Here is a 19,968-nt window from a genome sequence, read left to right on the forward strand (position 1 = left end):
GGGGCAGCGCCCCGGGGTTTCGTTCACGCGTGCAGCTCGATGGCCTTGCGCATCGTCTCGCGGGCCCGCCCGCGGTCTCCCGCGACGTCGTAGGCGTAAGCGAGCCGGAACCAGGCCCGCCAGTCCTCTGGCGACGCCTCGACCTCGGCCCGCCGCTCCTCGAACCACGAGTCCGCGGCGTCCCGGTCCACCCGGCCGGAAGGCCGGCGAGGCAGGTGCGAGACGTCCGGCAGCAGGCCGTCCGCATCGAGCTCGCGAGCCATCTTCTCGGTCTCCCACCCGAACCGCAGGTTGGAGTACACGAGCCAGACCCCGAGCAGCGGCAGGATCAGCACACCGATGCCGAGCAGGATCCCGGCCACCTCGCCGGTCTGCAGCAAAGCCACAGCCCGGCCGGTGAGCAGGACGAAGTAGACCGCGAGAGCCGCGATCAGCAGCCCGACGGTGATGCGGACCTTCACAGGTCGAGGTACTTGTCGAGGCCGACGGCGAGACCGGGGCGACCGACGATCTCCCGCACACCCAGGACCACGCCGGGCATGAAGGAGGTGCGGTGCAACGAGTCCTGACGGATGGTCAGGGTCTCGCTCTCACCACCGAACACGACCTCCTGGTGCGCGATCATCCCGGAGATCCGCAGCGAGTGGACCCGCACACCGTCGACGACGGCGCCACGGGCACCGGCCTCCTCCTGCGTGGTCGCGTCGGGCATCGGGTCCATGCCCTCCCGCGCGGCCGCGATCAGGCGCGCGGTGTGGGCGGCCGTGCCCGAGGGCGCGTCGGCCTTGCGCGGGTGGTGCAGCTCGATGATCTCGGCCGACTCGTAGTAGCGGGCGGCGATCTCCGAGAAGCGCATCAGCAGGACGGCGCCGATGCCGAAGTTCGGCGCCACCAGCACGCCGACCTCCGGACGGTCCGCGAGCAGCGCCGCGACCGCGTCCAGCTTGGGCTGGTCGAAGCCGGAGGTGCCGACCACGCAGTGGATCCCGTTGGTGATGCAGAACTCCAGGTTCCCCATCACCACGTCGGGGTGCGTGAAGTCGACGACGACCTGGACACCGGCGTCGACGAGCGCGGACAACGGGTCGTCGGCGTCGATCGCCGCCACGACCTCCATGTCCTTCGCGGCCTCGACCGCGCGGACCACCTCGGAACCCATGCGGCCCCGCGCGCCGAGAACTCCGACGCGAATCATGCAATCACCTCGTGTACCTGGTCCGGCAGATCGTCGGCGTGATCGTAAGGCCCCACCACCGCCGCGGCGACGGGCCTGCGCAGCAGCTCACGTGCGAGCAGCGCCACTTCGTCGGACGTGACGGCGTCGATGCACGCCAGCGTCGCCTCGACGCTCAGGTGGTCGCCGTAGTTCAGCTCGGACTTGCCGATGCGCGACATCCGGGAACTGGTGTCCTCCAGGCCCAGGACGAGCGCACCGCGCAGCTGGCCCTTGCCGCGCGCCACTTCCGCGTCCGACAGGCCACCGCGAGCGACGTCCACGAGCACCTCGCGGATGACGCCGGCGGTCTCTCCCAGCCGGTCCGGCTGGCAGCCCGCGTAGACGGCGAACGTGCCGGTGTCCGCGTAGAGGCCAACCGACGAGTACACCTGGTACGCCAGGCCTCGCCGCTCACGCACCTCCTGGAACAGCCGGGAGCTCATGCCACCGCCGACGGCCGCGTTGAGGACGTTCAGCGCGAAGCGGCGCTCGTCGTGGCGGTCGAGACCGCGCATGCCGAGCATCAGGTGCGCCTGCTCGGTGTCGTCGGTGTGCAGCACCAGCTTGCGGGCGTCGGCGATGCGCGCGCGACCCGCTCGTGGCGCCACCGCGCTGCCCTCCCGCGACAGCCGGTCGCCGACGGCCTTGCGCACCAGGCGCATCACCTGCGTGTGCTCGATGTTGCCCGCGACGGAGAACACCATGCGCGGCAACGTGTAGCGCTTCTTGTAGAAGGAGTAGAGCGCGTCCCGGTCCATGTCCTGAATGGACTTCTCGGTGCCGAGAACGGGACGCCCCAACGCATGCCCGCCGAACAACGCCTCGATGAACGCGTCGTGCAGCAGGTCCTCGGGGTCGTCGTCGCGCATCGCGATCTCCTCGAGCACGACACCGCGTTCGGTCTCGAAGTCGCGCGGACCGCAGAGGGCCTCGAACACCACGTCCGCCACCAGGTCCACCGCCAACGGCAGGTCCTCGTCCAGGACGTGCGCGTAGTAGCAGGTGTGCTCCTTCGCGGTGAACGCGTTCAGCTCGCCGCCGACCGCGTCGATCTCCTCCGCGATGGCCGCCGCCGTCCGCCGCGCGGTTCCCTTGAACAGCAGGTGTTCCAGGTAGTGCGCGGCACCCGCGACCTCGGGCCGTTCGTCACGGGACCCGACCTGCACCCACAGCCCGACCGAGGCGGACCGCACGCTCGGGATGCGCTCGGTGATGACCCGCAGGCCCGAGGGCAGCATGCTGCGCCGCACCTCGGACCCCGTGGACCTCTCGAGCACCCGCGTGCTGCCCGGCCGCTGGAGGTGCCCAGGAGTTCCGGTACGCGGACGGCCGCGGGTGGATGCACCCGCGGCCGTCACGTTGTTGTCAGTCGTGCTCACTGCGCGGGAGCCGCCTCGGTGGCCTCGGTGGCCTCGACGGCCTCCGGGGCGTCAGCCGGCTTCGCGGCGTCGTCCTCGTTCACGACGACGAGGCTGATCTTGCCGCGCTGGTCGATGTCGGCGATCTCGACGCGGAGCTTGTCGCCGACCTTGACGACGTCCTCGACCTTCGCGATGCGCTTGCCGTTGCCCAGCTTCGAGATGTGGACGAGGCCGTCCTTGCCGGGCAGCAGCGACACGAACGCGCCGAACGCGGCCGTCTTCACCACGGTGCCCAGGAAGCGCTCGCCGACCTTCGGCAGCTGCGGGTTCGCGATCGCGTTGATCATGCCGATCGCGGCCTCGGCCGAGGGGCCGTCCGCCGCACCGACGTAGATCGTGCCGTCGTCCTCGATGGAGATGTCGGCACCGGTCTGCTCGGTGATCGAGTTGATCATCTTGCCCTTCGGGCCGATGACCTCGCCGATCTTGTCGGTCGGGATCTTGACCGACGTCACGCGCGGAGCGAAGGCGCTCATCTCGTCCGGGTCGGAGATGGCCTCGGCCATGACCTCCAGGATGGTGTAGCGCGCGTCGCGGGCCTGGCCCAGCGCCGCCGCCAGCACCTCGGACGGGATGCCGTCGAGCTTCGTGTCGAGCTGCAGCGCCGTCACGAACTCCTTGGTGCCCGCGACCTTGAAGTCCATGTCGCCGAACGCGTCCTCGGCACCGAGGATGTCGGTCAGCGCCACGTAGCGGGTCTCACCGTCGACCTCGTCGGAGACGAGACCCATCGCGATGCCGGAGACCGGCGCCTTCAGCGGGACACCCGCGTTGAGCAGCGACAGCGTCGAGGCGCAGACGGAGCCCATGGACGTCGAGCCGTTGGAGCTCAGCGCCTCGGACACCTGGCGGATCGCGTAGGGGAACTCCTCGCGCTTGGGCAGCACGGGCATGATCGCCCGCTCGGCCAGCGCGCCGTGGCCGATCTCGCGGCGCTTCGGCGAACCCACGCGGCCGGTCTCACCGGTCGAGTAGGGCGGGAAGTTGTAGTGGTGCAGGTAGCGCTTGTGCGTCTCGGGAGCCAGCGAGTCGATCTGCTGCTCCATGCGCAGCATGTTCAGCGTGGTGACACCCAGGATCTGGGTCTCGCCGCGCTCGAACAGCGCCGAACCGTGCGTCCTCGGGATCACGGCGACCTCGGCGCCGAGGTCACGGATGTCCGTGAGGCCGCGGCCGTCGATGCGGACCTTGTCGCGCAGGATGCGCTGGCGCACGAGCTTCTTGGTCAGCGAGCGGAACGCCGCGCCGATCTCCTTCTCGCGGCCCTCGAACTGCTCGGCCAGCTTCTCCAGCGTGGCGGCCTTGATCTCGTCGAGCTTCGACTCGCGCTCGGCCTTGCCCGCGATGGTCAGCGCCTGCGCCAGCTCGCCGGAAGCGGAGGACTCGACGGCCTCGAACGCGTCGGCCTGGTAGGCCGGGTACGTCGGGTACTCGCCGGTGGCCTTCGCGGCGACCTGGGCGAGCTGCGCCTGGGCCTCGCAGAGGACCTTGATGAACGGCTTGGCGGCCTCGAGGCCCGCGGCCACGACCTCTTCGGTCGGGGCGGTGGCACCCTCGGCGATCATGTCGATCACGTTGTCGGTGGCCTCGGCCTCGACCATCATGATCGCGACGTCGCCGGAGTCGACCACGCGGCCCGCGACGACCATGTCGAACACGGCCTTCTCGAGCTGCTCGTAGGTCGGGAACGCCACCCACTGGCCCTCGATCAGAGCGACGCGGACGCCACCGATCGGGCCGGAGAACGGCAGACCCGCGAGCTGCGTCGACGCGGACGCGGCGTTGATCGCCACGACGTCGTACAGGTCCTTGGGGTTCAGGCTCATCACCGTGATGACGACCTGGATCTCGTTGCGCAGGCCGTCCACGAAGGACGGGCGCAGCGGACGGTCGATCAGGCGGCAGGTGAGGATGGCGTCCGTGCTCGGACGGCCCTCACGCCGGAAGAACGAGCCGGGGATGCGGCCCGCGGCGTACATGCGCTCCTCGACGTCCACCGTGAGGGGGAAGAAGTCGAAGTGCTCCTTGGGGTGCTTCGACGCCGTCGTGGCGCTCAGAAGCATGGTCTCGTCGTCCAGGTACGCCACCACGCTGCCGGCGGCCTGACGCGCGAGGCGCCCGGTCTCGAAGCGGATGGAGCGCGAGCCGAACTTGCCGTTGTCGATAACGGCAGTCGCCTCGTGGACCTCGATGTCCGTCATTTACTTGTTACTCCTCGTCTTTTGGACGCCGCTCACGCGATTTTGACGAGGCCGGTCTTCGATCGAAGTCCCCTGGGGCGTTCCACCAGGAGGCCACTACCGAGGACCGGCGCGGAAACTGCTTCGCGCGACGCGGGTCCTGTTTTTCAGTCCTCTTTACAACCAGGGGTCTGTATACACCCGGTTGTAAGCCGAGGGGGAGTGACCGGCCGGTCACTCCCCCTCGGCAAGTATCACCTGCGCAGACCGAGGCGCTGGATCAGCGCGCGGTAGCGGTTGATGTCCACCTTGGTCAAGTAGTTCAGCAGACGGCGGCGACGGCCGACCATCAGCAGGAGACCACGGCGGGAGTGGTGGTCGTGCTTGTGCTGCTTCAGGTGCTCCGTGAGGTCAGCGATGCGCTTGCTCAGCAGGGCGACCTGCGCCTCGGTGGAGCCGGTGTCCGAGTCGTGCAGACCGTACTCACCGAGGATGGACTTCTTTTGATCCGTGGACAGTGCCACTAGGTACTTCTCCTACTTGTTCAGGTCCGTGCGGCCCCGTCCGCCGAATTGCTGGCCGGGGTAGCCGGTACTGGCCGCCACGGACCGCAGCCAGACCCAACTGCGAAGGCTATCAGGCATACCGCTCAGCGGCGCGCTGACGTGCGCAACCCCACCCGGTCAACGGGTGTGTGCACGCCGTCTGCGCTGCTCACGAGCACGGCCTCGGACGGCTGCCACGGGCTGCTCAGGAACTCCGGCATCGCCTGCCCTTTGTACCCGTACGCCACCGTCAGGTGCGCGAACCAATTGTCGTTCGCACCCGCTGCTCTTGCCAACCGATTTAAGTTCCCGTCTATTCCGGCCCACAGCACTTTGCCGCGGAAGTCGCCGAAGTTCCTCAGCCTCAGTTCGGGCACCTCGTGGCCCTCGAGAGCTCTGAAGCGCTCCTCATCTGCGGCTTCACCGTGGAAGCACAACGTGATGTGCCACTTCTCCGGTGTGGTCCACTCCAGATCGAGGCTTCGGTCCAGCACCGCGTCGAGCTCGTCGACCACGTGCCGGGGCGGGTACAGCGCCGTGAAGAACTTCACCTGCTGTTCGCGGCCCGGATGGCCCGGCGGAACAGTTCGGCGATCGCCGGGAAGTCCTCGTGCAGGAGGTCGGCGGCCTGCTGGAGCTCGACCCGGTCGGCGACCCGGCGCAGCACCGGGTACGCGACGCTCTCGTCCCCGTTGACGGGCAACGAGTCGCGCGACACCGTCGGCTTGGAGTCGCGCACGTCGTCGAGCGCGCGCTGCAACGCCTCCGGTGCGCCGGTCGCGACGTCCGGCGTGAGGACCTTGCGCTCCAGCATGATCATGCGAGCGAGCACGGAGGGGTTGCCGATCTTGGCGCGCCGGCCGCTCATCACCTGGCTGAGCATCGGCGCGCTGATCCCGAGCACGTCCGCGAGCTGCGCCTGGGACACGTTGAAGGCCACGACCAACCGTCGCACGCGGTCACCCAGCGGCTCCCCGTACCACTCCCGTTGCAGGGCGAGGTTGCGCTGAACGATCTTGTGGTCCTCCACCTTGGCCTCTCCGGTAGCCAGCACTCCGACCCGCATCCTGCCAGGCCGCGGACGCACGGACGCCCGCTTCGCCCAATCTGACGGTCACGACTCCGCCAGCAGTTCCCTCGTTCGGTCTACATCTCGATGCATTTGTTCGAGCAGGGCTTCGACGGAGTCGTACTTCTCCATCTCGCGCAGCCTCTCGACGAAGTCCACGGCCACGCGCTGGCCGTAGTAGTCCTCGTCCACGTCGAGCACGAACGCCTCGACGCGGCGCTCCCGGCCGGAGAACGTCGGGTTGGTCCCCACCGACACGGCGGCCTTGAGCGTCTTGCCCTTGGCGTCGGTGAACCAGCACGCGTAGATGCCGTCCGCCGGCACCGCCGCGAACTTGGGCGTGGACAGGTTGGCGGTCGGGAACCCGAGGTCCTTGCCCCGCCCGTCGCCCTTGACGACGATCCCCTCGAGCCGGTGCGGCCGGCCCAGCGCCTCGGCCGCCGCCTTCACGTCGCCGGCGTCGATGCACGCCCGGATGTAGGTGGACGAGTACGTCAAGTCGTCTGCGGACACCAGATCAGCCCCCTCGGTCACGAATCCGAACCGCTGCCCCAGCTGACGCAGCATCGCGACGTTACCGGCCGCCTTGTGCCCGAAGGTGAAGTTCTCACCCACCACGACAGCGGCGGCGTGCAGCTTCTCGACGAGCACCTCGTGGACGAACTCGTCCGCGGGCATCCTGCTGGTCTCGAGGCTGAACGGCACCACCACGAAGTGGTCGATGCCGAGCTCCTCGACCAGCTCGGCCCTGCGCCGCAGCGTCGTGAGCTGCGCGGGGTGGCTGCCGGGCCGCACCACCTCGGACGGGTGGGGGTCGAAGGTCATCAGCACGCTCGGCAGGCCGCGCTGCTCCGCGAGTCCGACGGCACGCCCGATCAGGGCCTGGTGGCCTTTGTGGACACCGTCGAACACGCCGATGGTCACGACGCAGCGGCCCCAGCCGCCGGGAAGGTGGTCTAGTCCGCGCCAGCGTTGCACGTGATCAGCCTACGACGGGCCGCATGGACAGCCACACCGCCTGGCCACCGGAGCACCACCCGGTGAGGAGATCGAGGAGATCCATGACCCCGTCCTCCTCCTCTTCGCGGTCCTGCGCGCGCAATTCGAGCACCAGCACCGTGAGTGCGGCGACCATGTCGTCGTCGCTCAGCTGGTGCGCGTGCCGGACGAGAACGTCCGTGAGCGCGCCGTAGTCGTCGCCACGCTCGATGCCCGTCTGCACGTCACGGCACACCGCGTCCCAGTGCGGCCATTCCGCGAACACGAGCCGGTCGCCGCCGCTGTACGCGATGACCTTGAGGAAGTCCGGCTCTCCCCCGTTCCGGAGCCCGCACAGGTAGCGGTGGCCGGGAGCACCCGGTAGAGCTGGTCGAGGTTCTCGGCGACGAACGCCGCGTCGGCGACGCGGTGCTCGACCCCGGCCCACTCCACTCCCGTGCCCATCGGTGCCAGGGCGGTGAGGCGCAGGGCGAAGGCCTCGGACCACGCCGCGGGCGCGACGGTCAGGCCGTGCTCCTCGATCAGCTCGACGACGTGGTCCGCTTCGACGTACGTCCGGCCAGATCTCGCGGGGTCGACTGCGGACATGGACCGCAAGCTAGTCCGCGGGGCTCAGCACCACTACCGGTTTGCAGGCCGCGCCCTCGTCCTTGACGAGCGCGATGACGTGCCCGTCCGGCCCGAACACGCCGTAGGTGCCCTCGATCCCACCGGCGCGCAGCCGCTGCCCGTGCGACAGCGCCGACGCCTCGTTCGGGTCGATCTCGCGGCGCGGGAACGCCGTGGCGACAGCGGCGTCCAGGTCGAGCGACAGGCCGGGCGTCTCCTCCAGCTGCGCCAGGGTCTTGGCCACGCGGAGGTCGAACGGCCCGACCCTGGTGCGCCGCAACGCGCCCAGGTGCCCGCCCACGCCCAGCGCGGCGCCCAGGTCGCGGGCCAGCGCGCGCACGTAGGTGCCGGACGAGCACTCGACCATCACGTCGAGCATCACCGTCTTGTCCTCACGGCGCGAGAACAGCACGTCGAACCGATGCACGGTCACCGGCCGTGCGGGGATCTCGACGGCCTCACCGGCGCGCACGCGGGCGTAAGCGCGCTTGCCGTCGATCTTCACGGCGGAGACGGACGACGGCACCTGCTGGATCGGGCCGGTCAGCTTCGCGACCTCGGCGGCGATGGCGTCGTCGGCGACTCCGGAGGCGTCCTCAGTGGACAGGACCTCGCCCTCGGCGTCGTCCGTGGTGGTGGACGCGCCGAGCACGATCGTCGCGAGGTAGGCCTTGCTGTCGAGGGCGAGGTGGCCGAGGAGCTTGGTCGCGCGCTCGATGCCGAGCACGAGGACGCCGGTCGCCATCGGGTCCAGCGTGCCGGCGTGCCCGACCTTGCGGGTGCCCATGATGCTGCGCACACGCGCCACCACGTCGTGCGAGGTCATGCCGTCCGGCTTGTCGACGACGACCAGGCCCGGTGCAACAGAGGGTTTCACGGCGCAGAAGCTTAAGCGACGTGCAGAGCGTCCCAACGACGACGCCGGATCTGCACCGGCACCGTCTCCCCGCGCTCCTCCGCCTCGAACACCGCGGCACGCGCGCGACGCCACCACACGAGCATCCGCCAGCCGCCCAGGACCAGCACGAGCACGCAGAAGCTCAACGCCACGCGGAACGCCGTCTGCGGGCTGAGCACGCCCTCGAAGAGGTCCAGCAGCACACCGACGCCCAGCGCGGTCACGGTCACCGCGAGGAAGCCGCCGACGTTGACCAGGCCACTGGCCGTGGACTGCCGATGCGACGGGTTGTAGTCACGGGCGAGGGCGAACGCCACACCCGAGATCGGCCCGCCCACGGTGAGCACGAGGAACACCACCGCGATGACCGGCCCTGGCACGTGCCCGCCCGGCCACAGCAGCAGCACGCCCCAGCCGGCGAACGCGAACGCCAGGAACCCGACCGAGATCGGCATGCGCCACTCGGGGTTGCGCGAGAACAACCCGCCGATGATCGGGCTCGCCACGATCGCGCCGATGACGAGCAGCCCGAGCGTGGAGGACGCGGCGCGCGGCGACATCCCCTGTGCCTGCACGAGGTACGGGTACCCCCACAGCAGACCGATGACGGCGGGCGTCGACATGGTGCTGAAGTGCGCCCAGAACCCGAGCCGGGTGCCGGGCACGCTCCACGCCTGCCTCACCTTCGGCCAGATCTTCCGCAACGGCACGGCTTCCGGCTTCGGCGCGACGAACCCCGCCGGCACGTCGCGCACCCGCAGGAACGCCACGACCGAGTAGAGCGCGGTGACGCCACCCGCGATGAGGAACGCCCACGTCCACCCGATCGAGCCGAGCATGAGCGTCAACGGCACCGTGGCGACGAGGTTGCCGACACCGCCGATCGCGGCCGTGACCGCGACGACGAGCGAGTACTGGCGCGGCGGGAAGTGCGTCGCGACGAGGCGGATCACGCTGATGAACGTCATCGCGTCGCCCATGCCCAGCACGGCCCGTGCGGCGAGCCCGAGGCCGTACGAGTCGGCGATGGCGAAGAGCACCTGGCCGGTGCCCATGAGCAGGGCGGCGACGGTGAGCACCCGGCGTGGCCCGTAGCGGTCGACGAGCAGGCCGGTGGGGATCTGCATGAGGGCGTAGACACCGATCTGCAGCACGGTGAACACACCGAGCTGAGCGGGTCCGAGCCCGAAGCGTTCGCTCGCCTCCAAGCCGGCCACGCCGAGCGTGGTGCGGTGGAAGAGGGCGGCGAAGTAGACGAAGACGGCGGTGGTCCAGATCAGCCACGAGGAACGGGTGGCGCGATCGACCGGCGGCAAGGCGCACTCTCCCAAGCTGGAGGTAGGCAGACATTAGTTACATCGCCTAAACAACCTTCTTGGTAACGATTTCATGCCGTGAGGTCCGCCACAGGGTCTAACGGACCGCGCCCTCGACCGCCCACTCCCCCGAGCGTGTGCGCCACACCACGGCCAGCAGCCGCAGCACCATGAACGCCGACAGGCCCGTCCAGATGCCGGCGAGCCCCCACCCGAACGCGTACGAGGCCCACACGAGCGGCAGGAACCCGATCACCGCGGACCCGAGCGTCGCCGTCCGCATGAACTTCACGTCACCGGCGCCCAGCAGCACGCCGTCCAACGCGAACACCACACCGGCGATCGGTTGCAGCGCAACGAAGAACCACCACGCGTTCGGAATCTCGGCCAGCACACCCGCGTCCGTCGTGAACGCCCGCGGCAGCACGGTGTACAACGCCGCGAACACGACCCCTAGCCCGATGCCGAACACCAGCCCGTACCGCGTGATCTGCCAGGCGAGCTTCTCCGCCTCCCGGCGCCTCGACGCCCCCAAAGCCGCGCCGACGAGCGACTGCGCCGCGATCGCCAGCGAGTCGAGCACGAGCGCCAGAAACGTCCACAGCTGCAACACGACCTGATGCGCACCCAACGCCCCGACGGACGTCCGTGCCGCCACAGACGCCGCGCTGATGAAGCACGCCTGGAACGCCAGGCTCCGCAACACCAGATCGCGCCCCATACCGAGCTGCGCGCGCATGGCCGCCCAATGCGGCTTCAACGACACGTGCTCCGCGAACAACGCCTTGAAGAAGAGACCGGCCGAGAGCAGCTGCGCCACGACGTTCGCGATGGCCGAGCCCTCAAGCCCCCAGCCGGCGCCGTAGACGAGCGCGGGACACAGCACCGCGCTGATGCCGTTGCCGATCAGGATGTACTTCAGGGGCCGCCTGGTGTCCTGAACACCGCGCATCCACCCGTTGCCGGCCATCGTGACGAGGATGAACGGCGCACCGAACAACGCGATGCGCACCCACTCCACCGCCGCGTCCGCCACCGCGCCGGGCCCGGCGAGCAGCTCCGCCAGAGGTCGCGCGAACAACTGCCCCAGGACCACCACGAGCACGCCGGCGGCCAGCGCCAGCCACGTCGCCTGCACGCCCTCCTCGACGGCCTCCTGACGCCGCCCAGCCCCGTGCAACCGGGACGTGCGTGCCGTCGTGCCGTACGAGAGGAACGTCAGCTGCGTCGACACCTGCGTGAGCAGCACACCGCCGAGAGCCAGCCCAGCGAGCGGTAACGCCCCCAGGTGCCCCACGACCGCCGTGTCGACGAGCACGTACAACGGCTCGGCCGCCAGCACCCCCAGGGCGGGCACCGCCAGCCCGATCACCCGCCGTGCGGGAACCCGATCCTCCACCAGACGAACTTATTCGCCCGCGGGCGCCGCCGTGCGGTGATCGCGGCCACTCACGACCGTTGGGGCAGCCCGAACACCTGCTCGCGCGCCACGGCCAGGGCGGAGTGCAGAGCGCCCGCCCGCACCGGGTTCGCGGTGATCTGCGCGAGGTGCACCGGCGTCCGCGGCACGACGAGCTTCAGCAGCTCCGCCGCCACCAGGTCGCACAACGTCTCGCCGCCCGCGTGCGCCACCCCACCGGACAGCAGCACCAGTTCGGGGTCGAGCACGCACACGACGTTCGCCAGCCCGAGCGCGATCCGATGCGCCAGCGCCGTGAGGAACGCACGGCCCTCAGTCCCGGCGTTCAGCGCGTGCGCCACGGCTTCCAGCCCGGACGACTCGTTGATGCCGTGCTCGGCCGCCAGCGCCACGATGGCCTCGCTGTCGACCTGGTCGCCGTAGCGCCCGCCGGGCACCTGCATCGAGTCGATCTCGCCCGCACCGCCCGTGACGCCGCGCAGCAGCACGCCGTTGACCACGACCGCCGAGCCGATCTCGTCCGCGGGCCAGAACAGCACGAAGTTGCGCACGCCGGCCGCCTTGCCGGAGCTCATCTCCTCCAGGGCGGCGAGGTTGATGTCGTTCTCGATCGACACCGACGTGCCGAGCAGCTCGCGCAGCGTCGACGGCAGGTCGACGTCCGTCAGGCCGGGCAGGTGCGGTGCGAACCCGAGGTGGCCGGTGGCCGGATCGACCGCGCCCGGCGTGCCGACGACGACGTGCGACAACGCGTCGAGCGTCAACCCGGCCAGCACCGCCGTCTTCTGCACCGTCTCGCGGAAGACCTGGAGCGAGTTCTCCTTCGGCATGGGCGCGCTGTGCTCGGCCAGCAACGACCCTGTGATGTCCGCGATGGCCACGTCGATCAACTCGGCCGTCAGCGCCACCGCCGCGACGTACCCGACGCCGCCGTTCACGGCCCACATCTGCGCCCGAGGCCCGCGCCCGCCGCCACGCAACCCGGTGCGGACGACCATGCCGTCCTCTTCGAGCCGCGCCAGCAACTGAGCCGTGGCGGGCTTGGACAGCCCGATGACCTCTTCCAGTTCGGCGCGCGTCATCGCCCCGCTGGCCAGCAACGTCTCGATCGCCGCCCGGTCGTTGATCTCCCGCAGCAGCCGCGGGCTTCCTGTCCGTGTCATGACCCCACCCGTTCCAACGCGCCCTTCAGCGCGGCAACGACCTGCTCCGCGGGCCCCTCGAAGGTGAACCCGGCCGCCAGCCGGTGCCCGCCGCCGCCGAGGACCTGCGCCACTTCACGAACGTCGACCTTGCTCACGGCCCGCAGCGACACGGACCAGAACCCGGGCTTGAGTTCCTTCAACACGGCCGCGACCTCGGCCTCGGCGGCAGAGCGCACGACGTCGATCACGCTCTCCACCTCTTCGCTACGCACCCCTTGAGCGTCCTCAAGGCTCACGATCGCGTGCGCGAGTCCCATGCCGTGCGCTGCTTGCTGGTCAAGCTCCGCCTTGGCCAGCACACGCGACAACATGCCGAGGTACGCGAACGGATGTGCGTCCATCAACGGCCGCGTGACGGCGTACGCGTCCACTCCGGTCTCCAGCAGCCGCGCGGCCGTGTGATGCGCCTCGGGCCCGGCCTTCCGGAAGCCGCCGGTGTCGGTCACGAGCCCGGCGTAGATGCAGCGCGCGATCGGCTCGTCGACCTCGACGTCCATCTCGTCGAGCAGCTTGAGCGCGATGAGAGCCGTGGCCTCCGCACGATCGTCGATGCAGTGCAACGTCCCGTACCGCGTGTTCGACACGTGGTGGTCGACGACGATGACAGGCCCACGGCAGTTCGCGACGCGGTTCTTCAGCGGCCCGAGCCGTTCCAGGCTGCCCGTGTCCATGACGACCAGCAGCTCCGGTGCTTCAGGGACCTCGTCGCGATGCACGAGCAGCCCGGCGGTGTCCAACGCCTTCAGGCTCTCGGGCACGGATTCCGGGTCGCCGAAGGCCACCCGCACCGCCACACCGCGCCGGTGCAGCGCGAGCCCCACCGCCAAAGCACTCCCGAGCGTGTCAGCGTCGGGGTTGATGTGACTCAGCAAGGTCACATCGCGGGCGCCGGCCAGTAACCGCGCGGCCTCGGCAATGGTCGTGCTCAGGTCGTCTGCCACAGGGAGACGTTAGCTGTTAACCGTCCCGATGTGCTGTGCGGCACCCTCGGACAAGACAGTTTCCATCCGATTTCGGCGGCGAAAACCACAAGGCGGACACGATCACCGTGTCCGCCTTGGTCTTGAGTGAAGTCCGCTGAGGACTCAGTCCTCGTCGTCGTCCTCACGAGGCGCCTTGTACGGGTCGGCCTCCCCTGCGGGAGTCGCCCCCGCAGACCGCCGAGCCACTTCGGCATCGGCGGCCTGAGCCTTGGCGAGCAGCTCTTCCATCTTCCGCGCCTCGTCCGGCACGGTGTCGGTCATGAACGTCAGCGTGGGCGTGAAGCGGACCCCGGTCTGCGCTCCGACCATGGACCGGAGCACACCCTTGGCGCTCTCCAGGGCCAGTGCGGCGCCGACGTAGTCGGGCTCCACGTTCAGGCGCTCACCGAGCACCGTGTAGTAGATGGTCGCGTCGTGCAGGTCCCCGGTCACCTTGGTGTCGGTGATCGTGACCCGAGCCAGCCGCGGATCCTTGACCTCGTGCTCCAAAGCCGAAGCGACGATCTGCGAGATCCGCTTGGCGAGCTTGCGGGCACGTGCCGTGTCGGCCACGAGCCTCCCCTTCCTAGTCGTCCTCCGGCCCGACGAATCGCGTCCGGGCGGAGAGCAATTCAAGTTCAGGTCGTCCCGCTACCAGCCTTTCACAGCCGGCGAGAACGTCCCTGACGTGCTCCAAGTCGGCGGCGACGGCCGCGACTCCGATCAAGCTGCGCCGATGCAGGTCGAGATGACCGGCCTCGGAAACAGCGACCTCGAAGCGCTTGCGCAGTTCGGCCACGACGGGCCGGACGACCGAGCGCTTCTCCTTCAACGAGTGGACGTCACCCAGAAGCACGTCCAATTCCAGAGCACCCACGTACATGGGCAAGATCCTCCAGAAGAAAAGGGTGCGGAGCCACCGGTTAAACGGCTCCGCACCCCTCACATACCGACTAGGCGCGCGGCTTCTCGCGCATCTCGAAGGTCTCGATGATGTCTTCCAGCTTGAGGTCGCTGTAGTTGCCGAGCGTGAGACCACACTCGAAACCTTCGCGAACCTCGGTGGCGTCGTCCTTGAACCGCTTGAGCGAGCTGATCGGGAGGTTCTCCGCGATCACCTTGCCGTCACGGAGCAGGCGAGCCCTGGCGTTGCGACGGATCTCGCCCGACAGGACCATGCAACCCGCGATCGTGCCGACCTTGGAGGACTTGAAGACGTCGCGGACCTCGGCGCGGCCGAGCTGGACCTCTTCGTACTCCGGCTTGAGGAGACCCTTGAGGGCCGCCTCGATCTCGTCGATCGCCTGGTAGATGACCGTGTAGTACCGGACGTCCACACCTTCGCGGTTCGCGAGCTCGGTCGCCTTGCCCTCGGCCCGGACGTTGAAGCCCAGGACGATGGCGGAACCGGCCACGGCGAGGTTGATGTCGCCTTCGGTGATGCCACCGACACCGCGGTGGATCACGCGCAGCTCGACGTCGTCGCCGACCTCGATCTTCATGAGCGCGTCCTCGAGGGCCTCGACGGTACCCGAGTTGTCACCCTTGATGATCAAGGTGAGAGCGCTGGTTTCCTTGAGCGCCGCATCCAGGTCTTCCAGGCTGACGCGCTTGCGCTTCGCCGCGTTGGCGGCGTTGCGGGTGCGGGCCTGACGACGCTCGGCGATCTGGCGGGCGACGCGGTCCTCGTCGACGACGAGGAACGAGTCACCGGCGCGCGGCACCGAGGTCAGACCGATGACCTGCACCGGACGCGACGGGGTCGCGACGGTGACGTCATCGCCGTGCTCGTCGACCATGCGGCGGACGCGACCGTACGCGTCACCCGCGACGATCGAGGAGCCGACGCGGAGCGATCCGCGCTGGACGAGGACGGTGGCGACCGGACCACGACCGCGGTCGAGGTGCGCCTCGATCGCGACACCCTGGGCCTCCATGTCCGGGTTGGCCCGGAGGTCCAGCGAGGCGTCGGCGGTGAGCAGGATGGCATCGAGCAGGCTGTCGATGTTGATGCCCTGCTTCGCCGAGATGTCGACGAACATCGTGTCGCCGCCATATTCCTCGGCGACCAGTCCGTACTCGGTCAGCTGCTGACGGATCTTGGAGGGGTTCGCACCCTCCTTGTCGATCTTGTTGACCGCGACCACGATCGGCGCCTGAGCGGCCTGCGCGTGGTTGATCGCTTCCACGGTCTGCGGCATCACGCCGTCGTCAGCGGCGACGACGATGACCGCGATGTCGGTCGCGTTCGCACCACGAGCACGCATGGCGGTGAACGCCTCGTGACCCGGGGTGTCGATGAAGGTGATGAGCCGCGGGTTGCCCTCGAGCTCGGTCTGCACCTGGTACGCACCGATGTGCTGCGTGATGCCACCGGCCTCGCCCTCGGCCACCTTCGCCTTGCGGATGGTGTCGAGCAGTCGCGTCTTACCGTGGTCGACGTGACCCATGACGGTCACGACCGGCGGACGGATCTGGAGGTCGTCCTCGTCACCGGCGTCCTCGCCGTAGGTGATGTCGAACGTCTCCAGCAGCTCGCGGTCCTCCTCCTCGGGGGACACGACCTGCACGACGTAGTTCATCTCGGTGCCGAGCAGCTCCAAGATCTCGTCGGACACCGACTGGGTCGCCGTGACCATCTCGCCCAGGTGGAAGAGCACCTGCACGAGCGACGCCGGGTTGGCGTTGATCTTGTCGGCGAAGTCGGTCAGCGAGGCACCGCGCGGCAGGCGGATCGTCTCGCCACTGCCCTTGGGCAGGCGGACGCCACCGACCGAAGGCGCCTGCATGTTGTCCATGTACTCCTGGCGCTTCTGCCGCTTGGACTTGCGTCCACGGCGCGCCGGACCACCCGGACGACCGAAGGCACCAGCGGTACCGCCGCGACCAGCGCCGCCGCCACCACCGGGACGACCGCGGAAACCGCCGCCGCCGGCAGGGGCACCGCCACCTGCGCCGCCGCCACCGCCGGGACGGAAGCCGCCACCGCCGCCACCAGCGCCGCCGCCGCCTCCGCGGAAGCCGCCGCCGCCACCGCCGCCGCCCCCACCGGGACGACCGCCGCCACCGCCGCCACCACCGGGACGGCCACCGCCGCCACCGCCGGGACCAGGTCGGTTACCGGCCGGACGGTTGCCCGGCATCATGCCGGGGTTCGGCCTCGGGGGCATGTTGCCCGGGTTCGGACGAGGACCGCCCTGACCGGGGCCACCGGGACGGGGACCGCCCTGGCCGGGGCCGGGACGACCGCCACCCTGCGCGGCAGCCGGGCGCTGACCACCCTGACCGGGCGCACCGCTCGGACGGGGGTTCGCCGGACGCGGGTCGCCGGGCTTCACGCCGCCTGCGGGGCGGTCGCCGCCCTGCTCGGGCCGCGGGCCGGGACGAGGTCCGGGACGCGGCGACGGAGCGTTGCCGCCACCGACGCCGAAGGGGTTGTTGCCCGGACGCGGGGCACGCGGGCCCGCAGGCTTGGGAGCCTGCGTGCGCGGCGGCACCACGGCCTGGGGCTGTGCACCAGCGGACGCGGCCGGGGCCTCGGGCTGCTGGGGCTGTTGAGGCTGCTGCTGCGGAGCCGGGCGCGGGCCCGGACGCGGGCCGCTGCCAGGCTTGGAGCCGGGAGCCGGGGCAGCCTTGGGCGCGGCCGGGGCCTGCGCGGCAGGAGCTGCCGGAGCGGCGGCCGGAGCCTCGGACTGCACGGGTGCCGGTGCGGGCGCCGCGGGAGCCGGAGCCTGCGCGGCAGGAGCTGCCGGAGCGGGCTTCGGGGCCGGCGGGCGCGGGGCGGCCGGACGAGGTCCGGGCATGCCCTTCGGCGCAGCGGGCTTGCTGTTGTCGGCCGCCGGCTTGGCGTCCGCCGGTGCGGCGGGTGCTGCGGCGGCAGCGGGTGCGGGTGCCTTCGGCTTCGGAGCGGACGGCTTGGGAGCCGGCTTCGAGGACTTGGCTTCGTAGGCGTCACGGAGCCGCCGGGCCACGGGGGCCTCGACGGTCGAGGACGCGGACTTCACGTACTCGCCCTGTTCGGCGAGCTTGTTGAGAACTTCCTTGCTCGTAACACCGAGCTCTTTTGCGAGCTCGTGCACGCGGGCCTTGCCTGCCACTGGTCTCCTAGGTCGTGAGGCCGGCGGGCAAGTCCCATCGACCTCGTCTTAACGTCGCGCGTTCATGTCTTCAGCTTCACGGCTGACTCATGACGGGTCGACCTGCTTCCTTGTTTCCTGCTGGCCGCGGGGCTGTCCCGAGACCTGTTTCCCTTGCCGCTCGAAGTGCTCGCGCAGCGAAGCGACGTCGAGTGCTCCCTGAACCCTGAGGGCCCGTGAGAACGCCCGTCGCCGCTCGGCGTTGCGGAGACATTCGAGATCGAAATGCAACCAAGCACCCCGACCCGGAAGCCGCCGATGGACGTCCGGAACCACCGAACCGTCCACCGCGACCACTCGCAGCAGCTCGGAGGGCAACGTCCGTGTGCGGCACCCAATACACGTACGAACAGGGCCGATGTGCTGGGAAGCCACTCCCGACGTTGAACCGTTGATAATTCTATCCCCTGGAGCTCATTCAGCCGAACCGGATGTGACCGCATCGGTGGCCGGAGCCTCCGCGTCACTGCGGATGTCGATGCGCCAGCCCGTCAGACGGGCGGCCAGGCGGGCGTTCTGGCCCTCCTTGCCGATCGCCAGCGAGAGCTGGAAGTCCGGCACCACGACGCGCGCCGTCTTGGCACGCTCGTCGAGCACCCGTACGGACACAACCTTGGCCGGGGACAAGGCATTCCCCACGAACGTGGCCGGGTCGTCCGAGTGGTCGATGATGTCGATCTTCTCGCCACCGAGCTCGTGCATGACGTTGCGCACACGGGCACCCATCGGGCCGATGCAGGCGCCCTTGGGGTTGACTCCAGCAACGGTTGATTTCACCGCGATCTTCGAACGGTGACCTGCCTCACGTGCCACCGCGGGGATCTCCACGGTGCCGTCCGCGATCTCCGGGACCTCGAGGGCGAACAGCCGCCGCACGAGGTTCGGGTGGGTGCGCGAGAGAGCGATCTGCGGCCCGCGGGCGCCACGCGACACGCTCACGACATAGCACTTGATGCGCTCGCCGTGGTTGTACTGCTCGCCCGGCACCTGCTCGGCCGGCGGGAGCACGCCCTCGGTGTCGCCCACCTGCACGACGACCATGCCGCGGGCGTTCGCGCGGGCGTCGCGCTGGACGACTCCCGCGATGATCTCGCCCTCCTTGGCGGCGAACTCGCCGAACGTGCGCTCGTGCTCGGCGTCGCGCAGGCGCTGCAGGATGACCTGGCGCGCCGTCGTGGCCGCGATGCGGCCGAAGCCTTCGGGAGTGTCGTCCCACTCCTCCCGGACCGCACCGTCCGGCGCCAGGTCCTGCGCGATCACGCGCACGACACCGGTCTTGCGGTCGATCTCCACCTTCGAATGCGTGGCATGTCCTTCGGTGTGCTTGTAGGCGGTCAGCAGTGCTGACTCGATCGCCTCCAGGACCGTCTCGAAGGGGATGTCCTTTTCACGTTCGATCGCCCTCAGGGCGGCGATGTCGACGTTCACCTCGGCTCCTCCTTCGGTGCTTTCCGAGTGAGCCGAGCCAGTTCCTCGACCGGCGGCTGCTTGAACTCGATCTCCATGACCGCGCGTTCGATGTGTCGGTACTCCACGCGTCGCAGCTCTTCCTTGTGCAGCAGCTCGACCCCGGTCTCGTCGCACTCGCCGACCCGGCCGAACCACTCGGGCTGATCGGGCTGCTTGATCTTCACGAGACGCAGGTGAGCGCGCTTCCAGTGGCGCGGGCGCGTCAGGGGACGGTCGACACCCGGCGAGGTGACCTCGAGGGTGTACGGCCCGTTGATGATGTGGTCGTGCTCGTCGAGTGCGGCGGAGACCACGCGGCTCGCCTCGGCGACCTCGTCGAGCCCGATCCCGTCCTCGCCGTCCACGACCACTTTGACCAGACGGCGGCGCCCAGCCTGATTCACGTCGAGCGCGTCGAGGTCGAAGCCGGCGGCTTCGAGAGCTTCCCGCACGACGGGTGCTAGCTGCGCGGAAAGCTCTCCGCGCGGCGGGCTGGACACGTGGTGTCTCCTTCAGTTCGAACGCATGAAAACCCCGGCCGAC

Annotated in this window: 20 protein-coding genes; all 20 read right to left on the minus strand. The window is 69.6% G+C overall.

The window, feature by feature from the left end; genetic code table 11:
- Nucleotides 1-23: 23 nt before the first annotated feature.
- On the minus strand, nucleotides 24-461 hold the full coding sequence (locus AB0M48_RS08675; protein WP_363837389.1) for a hypothetical protein: 438 nt from the start codon (nucleotides 459-461) through the stop codon (nucleotides 24-26).
- Nucleotides 458-1,195, minus strand: a complete 738-nt coding sequence (gene dapB / locus AB0M48_RS08680; RefSeq protein WP_363837392.1) for a 4-hydroxy-tetrahydrodipicolinate reductase — start codon at nucleotides 1,193-1,195, stop codon at nucleotides 458-460. The genes AB0M48_RS08675 and dapB overlap by 4 nt, the downstream gene beginning before the upstream one ends.
- Complete coding sequence (locus AB0M48_RS08685) at nucleotides 1,192-2,595, minus strand: pitrilysin family protein (protein ID WP_363837395.1); 1,404 nt, start codon at nucleotides 2,593-2,595, stop codon at nucleotides 1,192-1,194. The genes dapB and AB0M48_RS08685 overlap by 4 nt, the downstream gene beginning before the upstream one ends.
- On the minus strand, nucleotides 2,592-4,838 hold the full coding sequence (locus AB0M48_RS08690) for a polyribonucleotide nucleotidyltransferase (RefSeq protein WP_363837398.1): 2,247 nt from the start codon (nucleotides 4,836-4,838) through the stop codon (nucleotides 2,592-2,594). The genes AB0M48_RS08685 and AB0M48_RS08690 overlap by 4 nt, the downstream gene beginning before the upstream one ends.
- A 233-nt stretch (nucleotides 4,839-5,071) precedes the next feature.
- Nucleotides 5,072-5,341 (minus strand): 30S ribosomal protein S15, encoded by a 270-nt coding sequence (gene rpsO, locus AB0M48_RS08695; RefSeq protein WP_045318466.1) that lies wholly within the window; start codon nucleotides 5,339-5,341, stop codon nucleotides 5,072-5,074.
- A gap of 125 nt (nucleotides 5,342-5,466) precedes the next feature.
- The gene (locus AB0M48_RS08700) at nucleotides 5,467-5,913 is read right to left on the minus strand and encodes a hypothetical protein (protein ID WP_363837402.1); all 447 of its coding nucleotides are present in this window, start codon (nucleotides 5,911-5,913) and stop codon (nucleotides 5,467-5,469) included.
- A complete protein-coding gene (locus tag AB0M48_RS08705; RefSeq protein ID WP_363838334.1) occupies nucleotides 5,910-6,392 on the minus strand; it encodes a helix-turn-helix transcriptional regulator in 483 nt (160 codons plus the stop codon). Before AB0M48_RS08705 ends, AB0M48_RS08700 begins: the two co-directional genes overlap by 4 nt.
- Nucleotides 6,393-6,476: 84 nt before the next feature.
- A complete protein-coding gene (locus tag AB0M48_RS08710) occupies nucleotides 6,477-7,409 on the minus strand; it encodes a bifunctional riboflavin kinase/FAD synthetase (RefSeq protein WP_363837405.1) in 933 nt (310 codons plus the stop codon).
- A 4-nt stretch (nucleotides 7,410-7,413) separates the two neighbouring features.
- A complete protein-coding gene (locus tag AB0M48_RS08715; RefSeq protein WP_363837408.1) occupies nucleotides 7,414-7,695 on the minus strand; it encodes a hypothetical protein in 282 nt (93 codons plus the stop codon).
- A 333-nt stretch (nucleotides 7,696-8,028) separates the two neighbouring features.
- Nucleotides 8,029-8,916, minus strand: coding sequence for a tRNA pseudouridine(55) synthase TruB (gene truB / locus AB0M48_RS08720; protein WP_363837411.1), 888 nt, complete (start codon nucleotides 8,914-8,916; stop codon nucleotides 8,029-8,031).
- Between the two features lie 11 nt (nucleotides 8,917-8,927).
- Complete coding sequence (locus tag AB0M48_RS08725; RefSeq protein ID WP_363837414.1) at nucleotides 8,928-10,253, minus strand: MFS transporter; 1,326 nt, start codon at nucleotides 10,251-10,253, stop codon at nucleotides 8,928-8,930.
- Nucleotides 10,254-10,350: 97 nt separating this feature from the next.
- Entirely contained in the window at nucleotides 10,351-11,655 is a 1,305-nt protein-coding gene (locus AB0M48_RS08730; RefSeq protein WP_363838338.1) for an MATE family efflux transporter, read from the minus strand.
- Nucleotides 11,656-11,702: 47 nt separating this feature from the next.
- Complete coding sequence (locus tag AB0M48_RS08735; protein WP_363837417.1) at nucleotides 11,703-12,836, minus strand: ROK family transcriptional regulator; 1,134 nt, start codon at nucleotides 12,834-12,836, stop codon at nucleotides 11,703-11,705.
- Entirely contained in the window at nucleotides 12,833-13,819 is a 987-nt protein-coding gene (locus tag AB0M48_RS08740) for a DHH family phosphoesterase (protein WP_363837420.1), read from the minus strand. Before AB0M48_RS08740 ends, AB0M48_RS08735 begins: the two co-directional genes overlap by 4 nt.
- 144 nt (nucleotides 13,820-13,963) lie before the next feature.
- Entirely contained in the window at nucleotides 13,964-14,413 is a 450-nt protein-coding gene (rbfA, locus tag AB0M48_RS08745; RefSeq protein WP_090073825.1) for a 30S ribosome-binding factor RbfA, read from the minus strand.
- A 13-nt stretch (nucleotides 14,414-14,426) separates the two neighbouring features.
- Nucleotides 14,427-14,723 (minus strand): DUF503 domain-containing protein, encoded by a 297-nt coding sequence (locus tag AB0M48_RS08750; protein ID WP_258947864.1) that lies wholly within the window; start codon nucleotides 14,721-14,723, stop codon nucleotides 14,427-14,429.
- A gap of 70 nt (nucleotides 14,724-14,793) precedes the next feature.
- A complete protein-coding gene (gene infB / locus AB0M48_RS08755; protein WP_363837426.1) occupies nucleotides 14,794-17,937 on the minus strand; it encodes a translation initiation factor IF-2 in 3,144 nt (1,047 codons plus the stop codon).
- Between the two features lie 87 nt (nucleotides 17,938-18,024).
- Entirely contained in the window at nucleotides 18,025-18,351 is a 327-nt protein-coding gene (locus AB0M48_RS08760; RefSeq protein ID WP_363837429.1) for a YlxR family protein, read from the minus strand.
- 39 nt (nucleotides 18,352-18,390) lie between these two features.
- A complete protein-coding gene (gene nusA / locus AB0M48_RS08765; protein ID WP_363837432.1) occupies nucleotides 18,391-19,404 on the minus strand; it encodes a transcription termination factor NusA in 1,014 nt (337 codons plus the stop codon).
- A complete protein-coding gene (gene rimP, locus AB0M48_RS08770; protein WP_363837435.1) occupies nucleotides 19,401-19,925 on the minus strand; it encodes a ribosome maturation factor RimP in 525 nt (174 codons plus the stop codon). Before rimP ends, nusA begins: the two co-directional genes overlap by 4 nt.
- Between the last annotated feature and the right edge of the window lie 43 nt (nucleotides 19,926-19,968).

Origin of the sequence: Lentzea sp. NPDC051208 (assembly GCF_040682435.1) — a bacterium.
Lineage (GTDB): Bacteria > Actinomycetota > Actinomycetes > Mycobacteriales > Pseudonocardiaceae > Lentzea > Lentzea kristufekii.

Excerpts from the sequence above, each read along its gene's own strand:
- dapB (WP_363837392.1), bottom strand. The coding sequence starts at position 1,195 with ATGATTCGCGTCGGAGTTCTCGGCGCGCGGGGCCGCATGGGTTCCGAG.
- AB0M48_RS08690 (WP_363837398.1), bottom strand. The coding sequence starts at position 4,838 with ATGACGGACATCGAGGTCCACGAGGCGACTGCCGTTATCGACAACGGC.
- AB0M48_RS08735 (WP_363837417.1), bottom strand. The coding sequence starts at position 12,836 with ATGACACGGACAGGAAGCCCGCGGCTGCTGCGGGAGATCAACGACCGG.
- AB0M48_RS08750 (WP_258947864.1), bottom strand. The coding sequence starts at position 14,723 with ATGTACGTGGGTGCTCTGGAATTGGACGTGCTTCTGGGTGACGTCCAC.